Annotated in this window: 16 protein-coding genes; 11 read left to right on the top strand and 5 right to left on the bottom strand. The window is 67.5% G+C overall.

From position 1 onward, the window contains the following. Positions 1 to 1,275, bottom strand: coding sequence for a PucR family transcriptional regulator (locus tag D7D52_RS09155; RefSeq protein WP_120735931.1), 1,275 nt, complete (start codon positions 1,273 to 1,275; stop codon positions 1 to 3). 120 nt (positions 1,276 to 1,395) lie between these two features. After that, on the bottom strand, positions 1,396 to 2,052 hold the full coding sequence (locus D7D52_RS09150) for a histidine phosphatase family protein (protein WP_222932802.1): 657 nt from the start codon (positions 2,050 to 2,052) through the stop codon (positions 1,396 to 1,398). Positions 2,053 to 2,110: 58 nt separating this feature from the next. Between D7D52_RS09150 and D7D52_RS09145 the strand changes: the two genes are divergently transcribed. Continuing rightward, positions 2,111 to 3,367: an MFS transporter gene (locus tag D7D52_RS09145; RefSeq protein WP_120735929.1), complete on the top strand. Its 1,257-nt coding sequence runs from the start codon at positions 2,111 to 2,113 to the stop codon at positions 3,365 to 3,367. Positions 3,368 to 3,384: 17 nt separating this feature from the next. Here the strand turns inward: D7D52_RS09145 and D7D52_RS09140 are convergent, their stop codons facing one another. Then, complete coding sequence (locus D7D52_RS09140) at positions 3,385 to 4,656, bottom strand: sensor histidine kinase (RefSeq protein WP_162958234.1); 1,272 nt, start codon at positions 4,654 to 4,656, stop codon at positions 3,385 to 3,387. A gap of 29 nt (positions 4,657 to 4,685) precedes the next feature. Then, positions 4,686 to 5,351 (bottom strand): response regulator transcription factor, encoded by a 666-nt coding sequence (locus D7D52_RS09135; protein ID WP_120735927.1) that lies wholly within the window; start codon positions 5,349 to 5,351, stop codon positions 4,686 to 4,688. A 343-nt stretch (positions 5,352 to 5,694) separates the two neighbouring features. Here D7D52_RS09135 and mgtE point away from each other — a divergent pair, with 343 nt between their 5' ends. From mgtE to D7D52_RS09120, 3 genes are all read left to right on the top strand, one after another. Next, complete coding sequence (gene mgtE / locus D7D52_RS09130) at positions 5,695 to 7,062, top strand: magnesium transporter (protein ID WP_120735926.1); 1,368 nt, start codon at positions 5,695 to 5,697, stop codon at positions 7,060 to 7,062. Between the two features lie 224 nt (positions 7,063 to 7,286). Then, positions 7,287 to 8,249 (top strand): class 1b ribonucleoside-diphosphate reductase subunit beta, encoded by a 963-nt coding sequence (gene nrdF / locus D7D52_RS09125; protein ID WP_120735925.1) that lies wholly within the window; start codon positions 7,287 to 7,289, stop codon positions 8,247 to 8,249. A 104-nt stretch (positions 8,250 to 8,353) separates the two neighbouring features. Continuing rightward, positions 8,354 to 9,181, top strand: a complete 828-nt coding sequence (locus D7D52_RS09120; RefSeq protein ID WP_162958233.1) for a DUF6585 family protein — start codon at positions 8,354 to 8,356, stop codon at positions 9,179 to 9,181. A gap of 7 nt (positions 9,182 to 9,188) precedes the next feature. Here D7D52_RS09120 and D7D52_RS09115 read toward each other — a convergent pair whose 3' ends face one another. Then, positions 9,189 to 10,259: an iron-siderophore ABC transporter substrate-binding protein gene (locus D7D52_RS09115; RefSeq protein ID WP_120735923.1), complete on the bottom strand. Its 1,071-nt coding sequence runs from the start codon at positions 10,257 to 10,259 to the stop codon at positions 9,189 to 9,191. Positions 10,260 to 10,462: 203 nt separating this feature from the next. Here D7D52_RS09115 and ctaD point away from each other — a divergent pair, with 203 nt between their 5' ends. The 7 genes from ctaD (at position 10,463) to D7D52_RS09085 (ending at position 16,444) form a co-directional block, all read left to right on the top strand. Next, positions 10,463 to 12,199: an aa3-type cytochrome oxidase subunit I gene (gene ctaD, locus D7D52_RS09110; RefSeq protein ID WP_120735922.1), complete on the top strand. Its 1,737-nt coding sequence runs from the start codon at positions 10,463 to 10,465 to the stop codon at positions 12,197 to 12,199. Positions 12,200 to 12,309: 110 nt separating this feature from the next. After that, on the top strand, positions 12,310 to 13,539 hold the full coding sequence (gene serB / locus D7D52_RS09105; protein ID WP_120735921.1) for a phosphoserine phosphatase SerB: 1,230 nt from the start codon (positions 12,310 to 12,312) through the stop codon (positions 13,537 to 13,539). 59 nt (positions 13,540 to 13,598) lie between these two features. Then, a complete protein-coding gene (locus D7D52_RS09100; protein ID WP_162958232.1) occupies positions 13,599 to 14,066 on the top strand; it encodes a protease inhibitor I42 family protein in 468 nt (155 codons plus the stop codon). 14 nt (positions 14,067 to 14,080) lie between these two features. After that, positions 14,081 to 14,842, top strand: coding sequence for an aminoacyl-tRNA hydrolase (locus D7D52_RS09095; RefSeq protein WP_246023713.1), 762 nt, complete (start codon positions 14,081 to 14,083; stop codon positions 14,840 to 14,842). A 106-nt stretch (positions 14,843 to 14,948) separates the two neighbouring features. Further along, complete coding sequence (locus D7D52_RS37645; RefSeq protein ID WP_162958231.1) at positions 14,949 to 15,098, top strand: hypothetical protein; 150 nt, start codon at positions 14,949 to 14,951, stop codon at positions 15,096 to 15,098. Positions 15,099 to 15,123: 25 nt separating this feature from the next. Further along, positions 15,124 to 15,957 (top strand): ABC transporter ATP-binding protein, encoded by an 834-nt coding sequence (locus D7D52_RS09090; protein ID WP_120735919.1) that lies wholly within the window; start codon positions 15,124 to 15,126, stop codon positions 15,955 to 15,957. Between the two features lie 46 nt (positions 15,958 to 16,003). Then, the gene (locus tag D7D52_RS09085; RefSeq protein WP_162958230.1) at positions 16,004 to 16,444 is read left to right on the top strand and encodes a MoaF-related domain-containing protein; all 441 of its coding nucleotides are present in this window, start codon (positions 16,004 to 16,006) and stop codon (positions 16,442 to 16,444) included. Positions 16,445 to 16,475 lie beyond the last annotated feature (31 nt).

Here is a 16,475-nt window from a genome sequence, read left to right as displayed (position 1 = left end):
TCAGCCGGCCTGATAGGTCCGCGCCACCAGCGCGGACCGCAGGTACCACAGTCCCGCCGCCTGGGTCGGATCGAATCCGGTCAGCTGCCCGATCCGTTTGAGCCGATAGTCCACGGTATTGGTGTGCACGTGCAGCATTCGGGCGGTGCGCTGGCGGTTGAGGTTGTTGCTGATGTGCGATTGCAGCGTCTCGAGCAGTTCGGCGTGCTCGTCGAGCGGGTCCAGCAGCTGCCCGAGGTGATCGCGGCCCGGCCCCGGCCGGGTCAGCTGGTATTCCAGCGCCAGCTCGTCGAACCGGAACAGCCCGCGCACCAGGCGTAGTCGATGCACGATGTCCAACAGTTCGTGCGCCTGCTCGGCCGCGTCCGGAATCTGTTGCGGCGCAGCGGAGACCAGGGTCGCGGTGATCGGCACCCGGGCCGCGCGCGACAATTGCTCGACCAGCTCGTCGAGCTGATCGTCGGCCAGGGCGGTGACCGGCACCAGCAGCGTGCCGCCGTCCACGCTCAGCAGCGACAGCACCGTGTCCGGGTAGCGGGTGGCCAGCTCGGCCTGCACCCGGCGCAGCTTGCGCCGCGCCACGACCGCGCCGTCCACGGTGGGGGAGTGCTCCTCGGGATGCTCCGGAATGGCAAGCGCCAGCACGTGATAGCGCTCGGCGATCTCGATCCCGCATTCGCGCGCCATGGTGGAGGTGCTGTGGCCGCCCAGCAGCGCGGAGGTGAGAGTGTGCACGGCGGTGTGGTGTTCGCTCACCACCGAGCGCAGCTCCCGCACATAGGACATGGCCACCGCGGAGGTCATCCGGTCCAGCAGTTCCACCACGAGTTTGGCCCCGCCCATGATGTTGTCCATATCGGCGGCGGCGATCACGAGGGTGGCGTCGCCGCCTTCGCTCTCGCGCCGAACGTGCCGGGACATGGCATTGGCCATCACCAGTTCGGACCCGATCTTGAAGCCCTCGTGGATGGCGTGGTGAATGGTGTCGATCGGAATGCCCTCGCGCGCCCACTGCGCGGCGGCGTCCTCCAGGCGTTTGGTCTGCTCGGGGATGCCGCGCCCGTCCAGCATGCCCACCGCCAGTTCCAGGCACAGGCGGGTGATGGCGGTGACGTCGCCGTGGATGGCGTCGCCGGGCAGCGTCCCGCACGGCGCGACCGTCTCGACGAAATGCCCCACCATGTGCTGCGCGATACCGCGCACATCCTTGAGTGGCAGCGATATCGGGCTCCCCGAGACGGTGAGCCCTTCCCGGGCCGGAATTCCCACGGACATCCGTGACTCCCTTCCACCCCCGGTGACGCCCCGCGAATCACAGTAATGTGTTCGTGACGAAATTGTGACTTCTCACATGCGCCATGTCTACTCTGCATGACGGCGCAGCGGACTGGTCGGTCAGTCCAAATGGGCGGTGTCGTTGTACACGGTCAGCAGCGGGCCGCCCTCCCGGCGCTCCCAGCGGGTGAGGGAGGCATTGCGCACCTGGGCGGTGGTCTGCGCGCTGAGCTCGGCGATCTCCAGTTCGCCGAAGAGGTAGCGGGTCAGCACGATCACGATGTCATGGGTGAAAACCAGGACGTGCCCGCGCATGTCGCGCAACACCGCGCGCAATCGCAGCGCGACGTCCGGCCACGATTCCCCGCCCGGCGGCCGGTGATAGAAGCCGCCGAGCCGCTCCAGCTCCCGATGCTGCTCCGGATAGCGGTGCGCGATCCCGGCTCTGGTGAGCCCGAACAGGATTCCCGTCTCCCGGTCCCGCAGCCGCTCGTCGAAACGCGCCGCGGGAGCGGTCACGAACTCCAGCGCGATCCGCGCGGTCTCCCGCGTCCGCACGTACGGCGAGCAGAGCACCAGATCGAACCGGGGCTCGACGGTGGCCAGCCGCCGCCCCGCGGCCGCGGCCTGCTGCCTCCCGAGTTCGGTCAGCGGCACGTCGGCATCGCTTGTCCCCGTGAGGAATTCGTCCGCGCCGGTGAACGGCGCCGCGTTCGCGACGCTCTGCCCGTGCCGCACCATCGTCAACGACTCCAGCCCCGCCCCAACCGTCTCCACGGGATATATGGTGCGCTCAATCATGGTCGTTCGCAGCAGTAAGTGTTAAGTGTGGTCGATGACCACATTCGGGGAAGCGCGCGACGTCGCGGCCGTGCGGCTGGACCGACAGCCGCTGGGACCGGTGCACTACAAGCTGGTCGCCCTGGTCGGCATGGGTTTGTTCTTCGACCTGTACGAGCTGTTCCTGGCCGGCACCATCACCGGCGTCTTCAAACAGCAGCTGCACCTGTCGACCTATCAGCTCAGCGGCATCCTCGCCTCGGCGTTCGCGGGCCAGTTCCTGGGTGCGCTGGTGATCGGACGACTGTCGGACCTGTTCGGCCGCCGCCGGATGTTCATGATCAATATCGGCCTGTACGCGGGCTTCACGCTGCTGGGCGCGTTCAGCCCGAACGTCTGGTTCCTGATGGCAACCCGGGTGCTGGCTGGGCTGGGCATCGGGGCGGAGATGACGGTGTCGGACACCTACCTGTCGGAGACCATGCCCGCGCGGGTGCGCGGCCGCATGATCGCCGTCGCCTACACGCTCGGATTCTGCGCGGTGCCGGCGGTGGGCTTCCTGGCTCGCTGGCTGGTGCCGTTGCACCCGTTCGGCGTCGCCGGCTGGCGCTGGCTGTTCGTGCTCGGCGGGCTCGGCGCGGGACTGGTGTTCGTGGCACGTCGGCACATGCCGGAATCACCGCACTGGGAGGCCGCGCGAACCCGGCGACGGGTGCCGTTCACCGAGATTCTGCGCACACCCTTCCGCGGCCGCACCACCCTGTTCTCCGCGGTGATGATCCTGCAGGTCTTCGGCTACTACGGGTTCGGGACGCTGGCCGTACTGGTGTTGCAGCACAAGGGATTCACGGTGGTGAACTCGCTGGGATATCTGGCCGTCACCTATCTCGGCTATCCGCTGGGCTCCCTGCTGGCCATCCCGCTGATGGAACGCGTGGAGCGCAAATACCTGGTGATGGGCAGTGCCGCGCTGATGGCGGTCTTCGGCCTGGTGTTCGGTTTCGCCACCGCGGTGCCGTGGATTCTGTTGTCCGGCGGCCTGTTCACGCTGGCCAGCAATGTGTTCTCCGACGCCATTCACACCTATCTGCCGGAGTCCTTCCCGACCAGCGTGCGCGGAACCGCTTCGGGCACCGCGTATTCGCTGTCCAAGCTCTCGACGGCGGTGCAGCCTTTCCTGCTGCTGCCGCTGCTGGATCGTCGCGGGCCGGGCACGGTGTTCACCATCATCACCGTCGCGCTGGTGGTGATGGTGGCATTGATCGGCGTCTGGGGACCGCTCACCGGCCGCGAACCGCTCACGGACGAATGAGCTAGAGGGCGAACGGGTTACGGCCGCGCGGGCGTCGGTACGCCCACCGTGATGTCGGCCGGCGGCAGCCACAGCGTGGCGATGGTGCCGCCGCCGGCGGCGGGTTCGATGGAGGCGTTGCCGCCGTGCGCTTGTGCCACCCACGCCACCAGTGCCAGCCCGATCCCATTGCGCCCGGTGCGCCCGGCCGCGCCGCGGTTGAACGGGCTGGCCGCCATCACCGGGTCGACGCCGGGACCGTGATCGCGAATGCTGACCCGTCCCTCGGCCACATGCACCTCCACGGGCGCGGCGCGGTTCACCGCGCCATGGGTCAGCCCGTTCTCCAGCATGTTCCGGATGGCCAGGCTCAACAGCTGCGGATCCCCGACCACCACGCTCGGATGCGCGGTCACCACGATGCGCGCGTCCGCCGCCTCCTCGGCGACGGCCTCGGCGATCTGGTCCAGCCGCAGCAGGGTCCGCTCCGGCTCGGCGATCCCGGACTGCATGCGGGCGCGGGCCAGCAGCCCGGTCACCAAGCGCGCCATGCGATCCGCCAGCCGGCGTGCCTCGGCCAGGGTCTGCTGCACCTCCTCCGGTTTCGGCCGCGACTCGGTCAGCAGCTTCAATGTGGTGAGCGGCGTACGCAATTCGTGTGCCGCGTCGCCCAGGAACTGCTCGTGCTCGTCGAGCAGCCGCAGCGCCTGCCGCTGGCTGCGCCCCGACAGCAGAAACGTCGCCGCCGCGGACAGCAGCACCAGCAGCGCGCCCCCGATCGTCAACTCCCACACCAGGGTTCGATGTTCGCCCGCGCCGGCCATCGCCTCGGTCCCGGCCAGGATGACGACGATATTGTCCCAGTCGTTCCAGAACACCGGGCTGCCCGCCACCGTCACCGCCCGCCCGGTGATATCGGTCCCGGCGAACCGGTGCCCCTGATAGATGACCCCGTCCGCGCCGTCCTCGGTTTGCGTTGCGAGCGTGGCGATCTGGGTGTCGTCGGGCAGCAGCGAGCGCTGATAGGTGTGCGCCTGCTTCCACTGCTCACCCGGCTTCTTCACCGCCACCACGACCGCCGTCGACCCCTTGGCCAGCTGGTCGTCGATGACGGTGGACAGGTCGAGCACCTGCTTGTCGTCGTGCTGGATGGCGCGGGCCAGGCCCCCGGCCACCCGCTCGACCTGATCGTCGGCGCGGGCCTGCCGGGCGTGCGCGTCGATGCTCGCGGCCACGGAGCCGAACACCAGCACGGCCGTCGCGGTGATGACGGTGACCAGCGCGGTCATGATCCAGCGCGCTCTCGTCATGCGGGCGACGGCGGGGGAGCGGTGCGCGCTCACGCCGGACCCCCGAGGAGAAACCCGGTGCCGCGCACCGTTTCGATCACCGAGGGCTCGCCGAGTTTGCGCCGCAGCTTGGCCACCACCGCGTCCACCACGTTCGAGGCGGGCTCGGCCATTTCGTCCCAGCAGCATTCGATGAGATCGGTGCGGGTCACCACGCTGCCGCGGCGGGTCGCCATGAGTTCCAGCACCGCGAACTCCTTGGGCGTCAACGCCAGCATGATGCCGCCGCGGGTGACGCGCCGCCGCATCAGGTCGATGTCGATGTCCGCCACCGTGATTCGCGAGGCGGTGGGCTGTTCGCGGCGGCGGCACAGCGCGCGCACCCGCATCACCAGCTCCGGCAGCGCGAAGGGTTTGGTCAGGTAGTCGTCGGCGCCGTGCTCGAAGCCGGCCAGCCGGTCGTGCAGGCCGTCGCGGCCGGTGAGCATGAGCGCGGGGACGGTGTGCCCGGCGGTGCGGGCCCCGGCGACCAGGTCCAGGCCGTCGCCGTCGGGCAGGCCGCGATCCACCACCAGGCAGTCGTAGCGATTGATGGCGATCTTGAAGTCGGCGTCCGCGATGCTCTGGGCGAGGTCGACGGCGAATCCGGCCGAGCGCAACCCGTCGGTTACCTCACGGCAGAGCTCGCCATCGTCCTCCAGCACCAAAACACGCACAGAGGCAGAGAGTAAGGCATATCGGACGCTCGCCCAATGGCTCTGGCGTCGGGATTGATCGAAAAATGATCCGCCGGGCCGAGCATGCGTGTTTAGGTAAGCCTCTGTATCCTGAACGAGGTTGTTTCTGTCATCGGCGGCTTTCGGCATTCGGCATTCGGAGGGGGTGAGGTCCATGCGTGGTGAACCTCCCAGTCGAAGGCCGCGCGGCGCCGTCTCCCCCGCATCGTCGATAGCCGTCTGCCCGCATCGTCGATAGCCGCCGGCGGAGGTGGGCGGTGCCCGCGGTGTGCTCCCGTGCCTCCCATCCGCCCTCGACATGCCACCCGGCCGAGGTTCCGCCATGACGCAGACCGATCTCCTGTCCGATGTCCGCCGCCCCGAAGGGGATTCGCTGCGCGACATCGTCGACCGCCGCCACCTCACGGCCACCGTGGAGTGGCTCGACAATCATCCCCCGCACCTCATCGCCGACGAGCTGGCCCGGATGGACGCGGTCGACGCCGGAATGGCCTTCCGCCTGCTCGACAAGGACCGCGCGCTGGCCGTGTTCGAGGAATTCGAGCCGGTCGACCAGCAGCGGATCCTGGCGGGCCTGCGCGATCAGAGCTTCCGCGAACTGATCGAGGGCATGGATCCCGACGACCGCGCCCGCATGCTGCGCGAGGCGCCCGCCAAGGTCGCCAAGAAGGTGCTGGCCGGGCTCAGCCCGCGCGAGCGTCGCGTCACCGCGGCGCTGCTGGGCTATCCGGAGGGGTCGGTCGGCTACTACATGACGCCGGAAGTCGTTGCGCTGCCGCGGAATCTGCCGATCGCCGAGGCGCTGCAGACGGTGCGCGCCAAGGGCGCCACTGCCGAGACGGTCTACACCCTGCCCGTCGTCGACGCGGGCCGCCGCTTGATCGGCGTGGTCGAGCTGCGCGATATCGTCCTCGCGCGGCCGGATGCCATGATCGCGGAACTGGTTGCCGCCGAACCGGTTTCGGTGCGCGCCACCGACTCCGCGGAGAAGGCGGCCCGGCTCATGCAGGGCGCCAACCTGATCAACCTGCCGGTCGTCGACAGCGAGGACCGCCTCGTCGGCCTGCTCACCATCGACGACGCCGTCGAGGTCATCGAGGCCGCCGACTCCGAGGACATGGCCCGGCAGGCCGGCACCGCGCCCTGGCAGGGGCACTACATGGCCGCGGGCGTGTTCCAGCTGGCGCGCTACCGCGCGCTGTGGCTGCTGCTTTTGCTGGTCGCGGCGACGCTGACGGTCACCGTCACCAACTTCTTCGAGCCCACCCTCGAACAGGCCGCGCATCTGGCGCTGTTCATTCCGCTGCTCATCGGCTCCGGCGGCAATGTGGGCGCCCAGGCCGCGACCACCTGCGTGCGCGCGCTCGCGGTCGGCGAGGTGCGGGTCTCGGATCTGTTCCGGGTGATCTGGCGCGAATGCCGGGTCGGCCTGCTGCTCGGCTGCATGCTGGCGGTGGTCGGCATGGTGATCGGCTCGCTGTTCGTCGGCACGAAAATCGCTGTGGTGGTGGGGGTTGCGCTCATCATCATCTGCGGCTGGGCCGCCACCATCGGCGGCACCATGCCGCTGATGGCGAAGAGGCTGCGCATCGATCCGGCGGTCATCTCCGCGCCCATGGTGACCACGCTGGTCGACGCGACCGGTCTGATCATCTACTTCACCACCGCCAAGCTGGTGCTGGGCATCTGATCGGCAAACCGGGCTGCGTGCGACACGCGTGCACCCCCGGCTCGCTGTGACGGATCCCATCGCTGTAATTTTCTCCAGTCGGTGACGTGCTGGGCCTGCACTTCACCATGCGAGACCTCGACACAAGGTGTTGTGTTAGTTCGAGTCTCCGTCCACCAGTAGTAGTGTTCTGGTTAAGGGAAATCCGCAGGGCTGGGCGAGCTGAGAAGGGTGTGTGAACGGGCGTGAAGCTCATCGATCGAGTAACCGCGATCAACTGGAACCGCGTACAGGACGAGAAGGATTCCGAGGTCTGGGATCGGCTCACCGGCAACTTCTGGTTGCCGGAAAAGGTCCCGGTCTCCAATGACATCCCGTCCTGGAACACGTTGACCGCCAACGAGAAGCAACTCACCATGCGGGTCTTCACCGGCCTCACCCTGCTCGACACCATTCAGGGCACGGTCGGCGCGGTCAGCCTGATCCCGGACGCGCTCACCCCGCACGAGGAGGCGGTGCTCACCAATATCGCCTTCATGGAGTCGGTGCACGCCAAGAGCTACAGCTCCATCTTCTCCACGCTGTGCTCCACTCGCGAGATCGACGAGGCCTTCCGCTGGTCCGAGGAGAACCGGAACCTGCAGCGCAAGGCCGAGATCGTGCTCGAGTACTACAACGGCGAGGACCCGCTCAAGCGCAAGGTCGCCTCCACCCTGCTCGAGTCGTTCCTGTTCTACTCCGGCTTCTACCTGCCCATGCACTGGTCCTCGCGGGCCAAGCTCACCAACACCGCCGACATGATCCGCCTGATCATCCGCGACGAGGCCGTGCACGGCTACTACATCGGCTACAAGTACCAGAAGGGTCTCGAACTCGTCTCCGAGGCCGAGCGCGAAGAGCTCAAGTCCTACACCTTCGAGCTGCTGTTCGAGCTCTACGAGAACGAGGTCGAATACACCCAGGACCTCTACGACGAGGTCGGCCTCACCGAAGACGTCAAGAAGTTCCTGCGCTACAACGCCAACAAGGCCCTGATGAACCTCGGCTACGAGGGCCTGTTCCCCAAGGACGAGTGCGACGTCAACCCCGCCATCCTCTCCGCCCTCTCCCCCAACGCCGACGAAAACCACGACTTCTTCTCCGGCTCCGGCTCCAGCTACATCATCGGCAAGGCCGTCAACACCGAAGACGAAGACTGGGAATTCTGACCCCCTCGTGACGAACGGCCCCGGGCGAAACCGCCCGGGGCCGTTCCGCTTTCTCCGGTAGTATTCGCCGACGAAAAACGGTCTTGAAAGCAAGGGGGGAACCGGTGGCGGAAACTGTTGTGCCCGGGGAAGATCTGGATATTTCGCGGCGGATCGAGGAGACTGCGCGGCGCGAGGATCTGGGAGCGGTGCGGTCGGTGTATCCGGTCGGGCAGCGGCCGGGCTCGGGTGTCTGGGCGTGGGTCACCTTCGGCGGCCTGGTGATCGCGGCTGTCATCAGCGGGGTGACGGGTGCGCACTCCGGCACGCGGCACTGGGACGGGTTCTTCGGGATGTTCGCGGTCTTCGCGTTCATCATCGCGACCGGGACCTCGACGCGCGGATGGCAGTACAACCGGAAGCTCGCCGGCGGGCGACTGGAGTTGCGTGAGCGCGGCCTGGTGATCGGATTCCGCGATCGGCCGGTCGGGCTCCGCTACGACACGGTCAGGGTGCAGCAGAAGCTGGTGCGGCACAAGAGCAATGGCGTGGAGACCGGGACCAGCCACACCTACACCTTCTTTCTGCCGGGCAAGCGGATACCCGTGGTCATCGACCATTCGTTCACGGGCGTGCTGCAGTGGGGCCCGCAGATTCAACAGGCCATCGTGAACGCTCAGGTGCCGATCGTGATCGAGCGGCTGCGGGCCGGGGAGAAGGTGGAGTTCGGAACCCTCTGGATCACCGCCACCGAAGTCGGCACCCTGGTGGACTCCGCACCGTGGGGACAGGTGACGAAACTGACGATCTCCGACGGTGCCGTCAAACTGCACTCGACCAAGGGCCCGCTCAACCTGCGCGCCAAGCCGATCAAGGACATCCCGAACTTCTTCGTGTTCCAGACCCTGTTCGAGCACCTGCGGCAGGCCCACAATCCCACTGCCGCAGGGTGATGCGGGATCAGTCGGTGACGTAGCCGTTGAGGTTGAGGCGCATGTCGTCGAGGAGGGCTCGGGCGGCGGTGAGGCCGTTGCCGTGCCAGATGGTGTCGTCGACGGCGAATTCGCGGCGGTCGCTGACGCAGGCGAGTTTTTTCCAGTCGTCGGCGGTCATGACGGATTTGCCGTACTCGAGGCCGTCCGCGCCGGCGAAGGAGAGGAAGATGATGTCGCCTTCGAGTTTGTTGCGGTCGGACTCGGCGGACAGGGTGGTGACGTCGAAGGAGTCGCCGCGCTGGGCGGCGGGGCGCTGGACGCCGGCGTCGCCGAGGACCTGGCCGGCGAAGCTGTTGCCGCCCTGCACCTGAATCTGGTTGGGGTCGAAGCGAATCACCGAGGCCTGGGTCAGGGACGCCTGCACGGCGTTGCCCGCGTCCTTGGCGGCGGCGCGGTAGTCGGCCAGTGCCTGGGTGCCCGCGTTCTTGCGGTCCATCGCCTCGGCGAAGCCGGTGAAGGTGGCCTGCCAGCCGTTGTCGTCACCGACCAGGACGGTCGGCGCGATGGCCTGCAATGCGCCGTAGCGATTGTTGTCGGTGGCGGGGCCGATGATCAGATCCGGTTTCAGCTCAGCGATTTTCGCCGGGTCGGGGCTGTCGGCGGCGCCGACAGCGGGGATCACGTCGACGCCGGTGCCCAGGTAGGAGGGCTGCGGCGTGGGGCCGGCGACGGTGGTCGCGCCGACGACCCGCTCCCAGAGTCCCAGCGCGCAGGTGGCATCCAGCGCGGCGGTCGACAGCACCACGATGCGCTTGGGATCGGCCGGAACCTCCGAGGTGCCGGCCGCGTGCGTCACGCTCCTGGTGCCGGACACCGCATCCGGACTGCTCGGCAACGGGCACGCCTTGCTGGTGTCCCGTTCGATCCCGACCACCGCGGCCCCCGCGATATTCGTGGTGGTGCGCACGATGTTCGCGGAATTGTCATCGGTCTTGGCGCATCCGGCCGATAGACCGACTGTGAGCAAGATCGCGGCAGCGACCGAGCTGGCTGTGGCGAACGTGTTTCGGGTGGAAGCGGACTCGCGCACCGGCATGCGGGGCAGCCTACAGCGGCGCCTGGCGACTCCCAATCACGCACACCCGGCGGAGCCGAAATACGACACAGAGTAGGACCCGTGGCGAGCGCTGTCGGAGCACGGTTTACGATCTCTCACAGCGCAAGCCAACCGTCGTTCGTCATGTGCCGAACCGGACGCCGGAAGCAGCGTACGAACGATGGCATACCTGTGGAGGTTTCGTGACTGCCGTAGAACCGCGGCCGGCCAGCCTTGTGGAGGCGGCTCGGCCCTATCCGCAAAGGACAGGTCCGAAGGGCTCGTTCATCTACAAGATGGTCACCACGACGGACCCGAAGGTTCTCGGCGTCATGTACCTGGTGACGGCCATGTCCTTCTTCCTCGTCGGCGGCATCATGGCGCTGCTCATGCGCGCCGAGCTGGCCCGGCCGGGCATGCAGTTCCTCTCGCCCGAGCAGTTCAACCAGCTGTTCACCATGCACGGCACGATCATGCTGCTGTTCTATGCGACCGCGATCGTGTTCGGCTTCGCCAACATCGTCCTGCCGCTGCAGATCGGCGCGCCCGACGTCGCCTTCCCGCGCCTGAACGCCTTCAGCTACTGGCTGTACCTGTTCGGCGGCACCATGGCGACCGCCGGCTTCATCACCCCCGGTGGCGCCGCCGACTTCGGCTGGACCGCCTACGCCCCGCTCTCGGACATCGTGCACTCGCCCGGCGTCGGCGGCGACCTGTGGATTCTGGGTCTGGCCGTCTCCGGTCTGGGCACCATCCTCGGTGGCGTCAACATGCTCACCACCGTGGTCTGCCTGCGCTGCCCCGGTATGACCATGTTCCGGATGCCGATCTTCACCTGGAACATCGCCGTCACCTCGGTGCTGGTGCTGCTGGCCTTCCCGCTGCTGACCGCGGCGCTGTTCGGCCTGGCCTACGACCGCCACCTGGGCGGCCACATCTACGACCCGGCCAATGGCGGTGTCCTGCTCTACCAGCACCTGTTCTGGTACTTCGGCCACCCCGAGGTGTACATCATCGCGCTGCCGTTCTTCGGCATCGTGTCGGAGATCTTCCCGGTCTTCAGCCGCAAGCCGATCTTCGGTTACACCACCCTGGTCTACGCGACGCTCGGTATCGCGGCGCTGTCGATCGCGGTGTGGGCGCACCACATGTACGCGACCGGCGCCGTGCTGCTGCCGTACTTCTCGTTCATGACCTTCCTGATCGCGGTCCCGACCGGTGTGAAGTTCTTCAACTGGATCGGCACCATGTGGCGTGGTCAGCTCACCTTCGAAACCCCGATGCTCTGGTCGGTCGGCTTCCTGGTGACCTTCCTCTTCGGTGGTCTGTCGGGTGTCATCCTGGCCGCCCCGCCGATCGACTTCCACGTGTCCGACACCTACTTCGTGGTGGCGCACTTCCACTACGTGCTCTTCGGCACCATCGTGTTCGCCACCTTCGCGGGCATCTACTTCTGGTTCCCGAAGATCACCGGCCGCATGATGGACGAGCGGCTGGGCAAGTGGCACTTCTGGGCCACCTTCGTCGGCTTCCACACCACGTTCCTGGTGCAGCACTGGCTGGGCAACATGGGCATGCCGCGCCGCTACGCCGACTACCTCCCGTCGGACGGCTTCACCACCCTGAACACCATCTCCACCATCGGCGCCTTCATCCTGGGCGCGTCGATGCTGCCGTTCATCTGGAACGTCTTCAAGTCCTACCGCTACGGCGAGGTCGTGACCGTCGACGATCCGTGGGGCTACGGCAATTCCCTGGAGTGGGCGACCTCCTGCCCGCCGCCGCGGCACAACTTCTACGAGCTGCCGCGAATCCGTTCGGAGCGTCCGGCTTTCGAGCTGCACTACCCGCACATGGTCGAGCGCATGCGCGCCGAGGCCCACGTGGGCTGGGGCTCGAAGTCCCATCACGTGGCCGAGTTGGAGAAGGTCTCCAACTAGCCTGACCCCGACAATGGCGGCCGTCCGAGACGGCCGCCATTCTCGTTTCTGACAGAATGAGCAGCGCACCGCGGGCATGGACGGTGCGCACCGCGAGAAGGAGTTATCGATTGTCCTCGTCTGACACGACGGTCCTGGTCACGGTTACCGGACCCGACAAGCCGGGCGTCACATCGGTACTCCTCGCCGCCCTGGCGAACAACGGCGTCAGCCTGCTCGACGTGGAACAGGTCGTCATCCGGGGACGCCTGACGCTGGGTGTGCTGGTCTCCTGTCCCACCGATCCCGAAGCCCTGCAGGATCAACTCGAGGACGCCATGGCCTCGATCGGCATGAACGTGGACGTGGAGATCGGCGCGAGCGCGGTCTCGGGCGCGAAGTTGTCCACCCACGCGGTCGTGGTGCTCGGCTCTCCGGTGACCGCCCGCGCCTTCAGCGCCATCGCGCGCAAACTCGCCGCCCAGCGGGTGAACATCGACTCCATTCGCGGCATCGCCGACTATCCGGTGACGGGTCTCGAACTGATGGTCACCGTCCCCACGAGCGGCGCGGAGGCCGAAACCGAACTGCGCACCGCCTTGTCGGCCGTCGCCGCCAAACAGAGCGTCGATGTCGCCGTGGAACGCGCGGGCCTGGCGCGACGGGCCAAGCGCCTCATCGTCTTCGACGTGGACTCCACCCTCATCCAGGGCGAGGTCATCGAAATGCTGGCCGCCCACGCCGGCGTCGAGGACGAGGTCCGCAAGGTCACCGAGGCCGCCATGCGCGGTGAGATCGACTTCGCCGAATCCCTGCGGCAGCGGGTGGCCACCCTGGCCGGACTGGACGCCTCGGTCATCGACGAGGTCGCCGATCGCATCGAGCTCACCCCTGGCGCCCGCACCACCATTCGCACCCTGCGCCGCTTGGGTTTCCGCTGCGGCGTCGTCTCCGGCGGCTTCCGCCAGGTCATCGAACCGCTCGCGCACGAACTGGAATTGGACTTCGTGCAGGCCAACACCCTCGAGATCCGCGACGGCAAACTGACCGGCGCGGTGGTCGGCGAAATCGTGGACCGGGCCGCCAAGGCCGTGATGCTGCGCCGCTTCGCCGCCGAGACCGGCGTCCCGATGGAGCAGACCGTCGCGGTCGGCGACGGCGCCAACGACATCGACATGCTCAACGCCGCCGGCCTGGGTATCGCGTTCAACGCCAAGCCCGCGCTGCGCGAGGTCGCCGACGCCGCGCTCTCGCACCCCTTCCTGGACGCCGTGCTGTTCATCCTGGGTGTGACCCGCGACGAGGTCGAGGCCGCCGACGCGCGTGACGGGGGTATCCGGCGCGTGCCGTTGGCGCAGTAGCCGACGCGCCCTCGGTAGCGTGGTCGGCAATGTCGCGGCCACCATCCGAAGGAGTTTCCGTGCGTCTGCCCCTGCTGGTGTTGCTGGCCGGAATCACCGTCACCGCCTGCGGCCACGCCAATCCGAATGAGGCGCAACCGCTCTCGGCCACCAGCGTCGCCGTCACCACCGCCGTGCAGGCCACCTCCGGCGACCACCCGGCCCTGACGGTCGGCGCCGACTCCGACGGCCAGGACCTCCAGCTGGTCGCCGGCCAGGGCTTGATCGTCACCCTGGAGGCCAACCCGACCACCGGATACGCCTGGGTGCTGGGCACTCTCGACCAGGCCGTCGTCAAACAGAACGGTTCGCCCGAATACCAGCAGGACCCCAATCCGGACGGCATGGTCGGCGTCGGCGGCAAGTCGGTGTCGAACTTCGTGGCGGTCGGCCCCGGCGTGACCCAGCTGGTTCTGGAATACAAGCGGGCCTGGGAGCAAGGAATCGAGCCCGCCAAACGTTTCACCCTGAACCTGACGGTTCACTAGTTCGAGGAGTTGTGTTGTCCAGCATCGAATCCTCCGTCGATGCCGGATTCGCGGCGAGACACGCGGAACTGGCACGAGGCTACGGCGGCGGGGGAGACCCGGCGGATCCCGCTCTCGTGCAAGCGATGCAGATGGTTCTGCACATTCCCAAGAACGATCCGCCCGGCCGCGGTGCGCTGCTGGCCGCCGCCGCCTCCGCCGTGGTGGCTCTGTGCCTGGACGAACGCGTCGGCCCCGGCGGCGAATGGGAGGAGCGCTATCTCACCTGGAAGCGTTCGCGCATCCGCAAGGTGGCCCGCCGCGCCCGTGGCGCGCAGTGGCTGGCCGCGCAGGAAGTGGACGGCGTCACAGTCGAATTCGAGGGCGCACAGGCCCGCGCCTTCGTCCCCGGACCGGTCGGCGCTATCGATCCCCGCATCAAGCGCCTGCAGATCAGCGGGACCGAATTGCCCGAAGCCGAACCGATCGCAATCGATCCGGAATCTCCCGTGCTGTGGGTGAACGCGGAATTGGGTATGACTGTAGGGAAGGCCGCGGCACAGGTGGGGCACGCCAGCATGTTGCTGGCGGGCGCGCTGCCCGTGGCGCGGGCGTATGCCTGGGCGGCACAGGGTTTCCGGTGCACCGTCGCGGACGCGGATCCCGGCCAATGGTCGGAGCTGCGGCGACGGGTCGCCCAGGGCAGCGCGGTGGCGGTGCGCGATGCCGGTTTCACGGAGGTGGCCCCGGGGTCGACGACGGTGATCGCGGTGCCGGTTCCTGGCTTGTCGCAGTAGCGAACCGAACGGTCGGGGCGCTGGCCCATATGGGCAGCGCGTATCGACTTACCAGTCCGAGTGGGCAAGGATCGATCCACGAGTTTCCTAGAGAGGAAACACCGAAATGACAACATTGCTGGTTGTTCTCGTCGTGTGGACCGTGCTCTCCATCCCGGCGACACTGATCCTGGCGCGCATGTTCCGCTCCTCGCGCGCCGACGCCCGGGATCGCGGATTGCGGGACACGGAGCGCGAACTATCGCCACCACGTTGACGATCGTCCAGGGCGGTGGGCCAAGATGGACCCCGTGCCGCAACCGGATCCCGATCTGCTCATCGATTTCAGCGACGTCACCGTCCGACGTTCCGGACATACCCTCGTCGGTCCGGTCACCTGGCAGGTGGAACTGGACGAACGCTGGGTGGTGCTCGGCCCCAACGGAGCCGGGAAGACCTCCCTGCTGCGGATGGCCGCCGCCGAGATGCATCCCACCTCCGGCGTCGCCAACCTGCTCGGCGAGACGCTGGGCCGGGTCGACATCAACGAACTACGCCCGCGCATCGGCATTTCCTCGGCGGCCGTCGCCAGCCGCGTGCCGCTCGACGAGAAAGTCGCCGACCTGGTGGTGTCGGCCGGCTACGCGGTGATGGGCCGCTGGCGTGAGCGCTACGACGATATGGACAACGACCGCGCCGTCGACATTCTGGAAAGCCTGGGCGCGGAACATCTTTCCGACCGCACCTACGGCACCCTGTCCGAAGGCGAGCGCAAACGCGTCCTCATCGCCCGCGCGCTGATGACCGATCCGGAACTGCTGCTGCTCGACGAGCCCGCCGCCGGTCTGGATCTCGGCGGCCGCGAGGAACTGGTGGAGCGCCTCGGCGATCTGGCCGCCGATCCCGACGCCCCCGCCACCGTGCTGGTCACCCATCACGTGGAGGAGATCCCGCCCGGCTTCACCCACGGCATGCTGCTCAACGAGGGCAGCGTGGTGGCGCAGGGCCTGCTCACCGACGTGCTCACCTCCGAGAACCTGAGTGAGGCGTTCCGCCAATCGATTCAGCTCGATCGCATCGACGGACGCTACTTCGCGCGCCGGGCACAGCGTTTCGGTAGGCACCGCAACCGCTGAGTTCTGGCAAACTGTCCGCAACTGCCGTGTACGGAGGGAGCGGACATTGGTCCGGAGCATCGGTGTCCTGGCGATTCTCGCCCTCGCCGCCACCGGCTGTGTCGCCGATCCACCGGCCGCCCAGCAGGTTTCGAAATCCCACGCCGCGGAGACGTTGGGCAAGGCGGCGGTGCCCGCGGACCTGAACGGCAAGACGGTACAGCTCACCTACGATTCCGGCTCGGGCGGAACCATCACCTTCTCCGCCGACGGCCGCACCCTCACCTATACGTCCGCGGGCACCGGACGCCAGACCAGCACGCCGGTCGCGGTCGAGCCCATCGAGGCGGGCATCTTCCTGGTTACCTGGACCGACGACACCGGCGCGGTGGTCAGTCAGGTACAGGACTATCGCACCGGCAAGGTCGAGGGCACCTGGACCCGGCACGATGCCGCCGGTCAGGCGGTATTCGAAACCCGCACCGGATCGGTCCATTTCACGGATTGAGTGGAACCGGTTGTACCGCTTAGCCGAAGCA

The sequence above is a fragment of the Nocardia yunnanensis genome, assembly GCF_003626895.1.
GTDB classification, from domain to species: Bacteria; Actinomycetota; Actinomycetes; order Mycobacteriales; family Mycobacteriaceae; genus Nocardia; species Nocardia yunnanensis.
This window is presented reverse-complemented; position numbering and strand designations above follow the sequence as displayed.

Coding starts and splice junctions, on each gene's coding strand:
- D7D52_RS09090 (WP_120735919.1), top strand. CDS start 15,124: ATGGACCCCGTGCCGCAACCGGATCCCGATCTGCTCATCGATTTCAGC.
- D7D52_RS09155 (WP_120735931.1), bottom strand. CDS start 1,275: ATGTCCGTGGGAATTCCGGCCCGGGAAGGGCTCACCGTCTCGGGGAGC.
- D7D52_RS09140 (WP_162958234.1), bottom strand. CDS start 4,656: ATGACGAGAGCGCGCTGGATCATGACCGCGCTGGTCACCGTCATCACC.
- mgtE (WP_120735926.1), top strand. CDS start 5,695: ATGACGCAGACCGATCTCCTGTCCGATGTCCGCCGCCCCGAAGGGGAT.
- D7D52_RS09145 (WP_120735929.1), top strand. CDS start 2,111: ATGACCACATTCGGGGAAGCGCGCGACGTCGCGGCCGTGCGGCTGGAC.
- D7D52_RS09115 (WP_120735923.1), bottom strand. CDS start 10,259: ATGCCGGTGCGCGAGTCCGCTTCCACCCGAAACACGTTCGCCACAGCC.
- D7D52_RS37645 (WP_162958231.1), top strand. CDS start 14,949: ATGACAACATTGCTGGTTGTTCTCGTCGTGTGGACCGTGCTCTCCATC.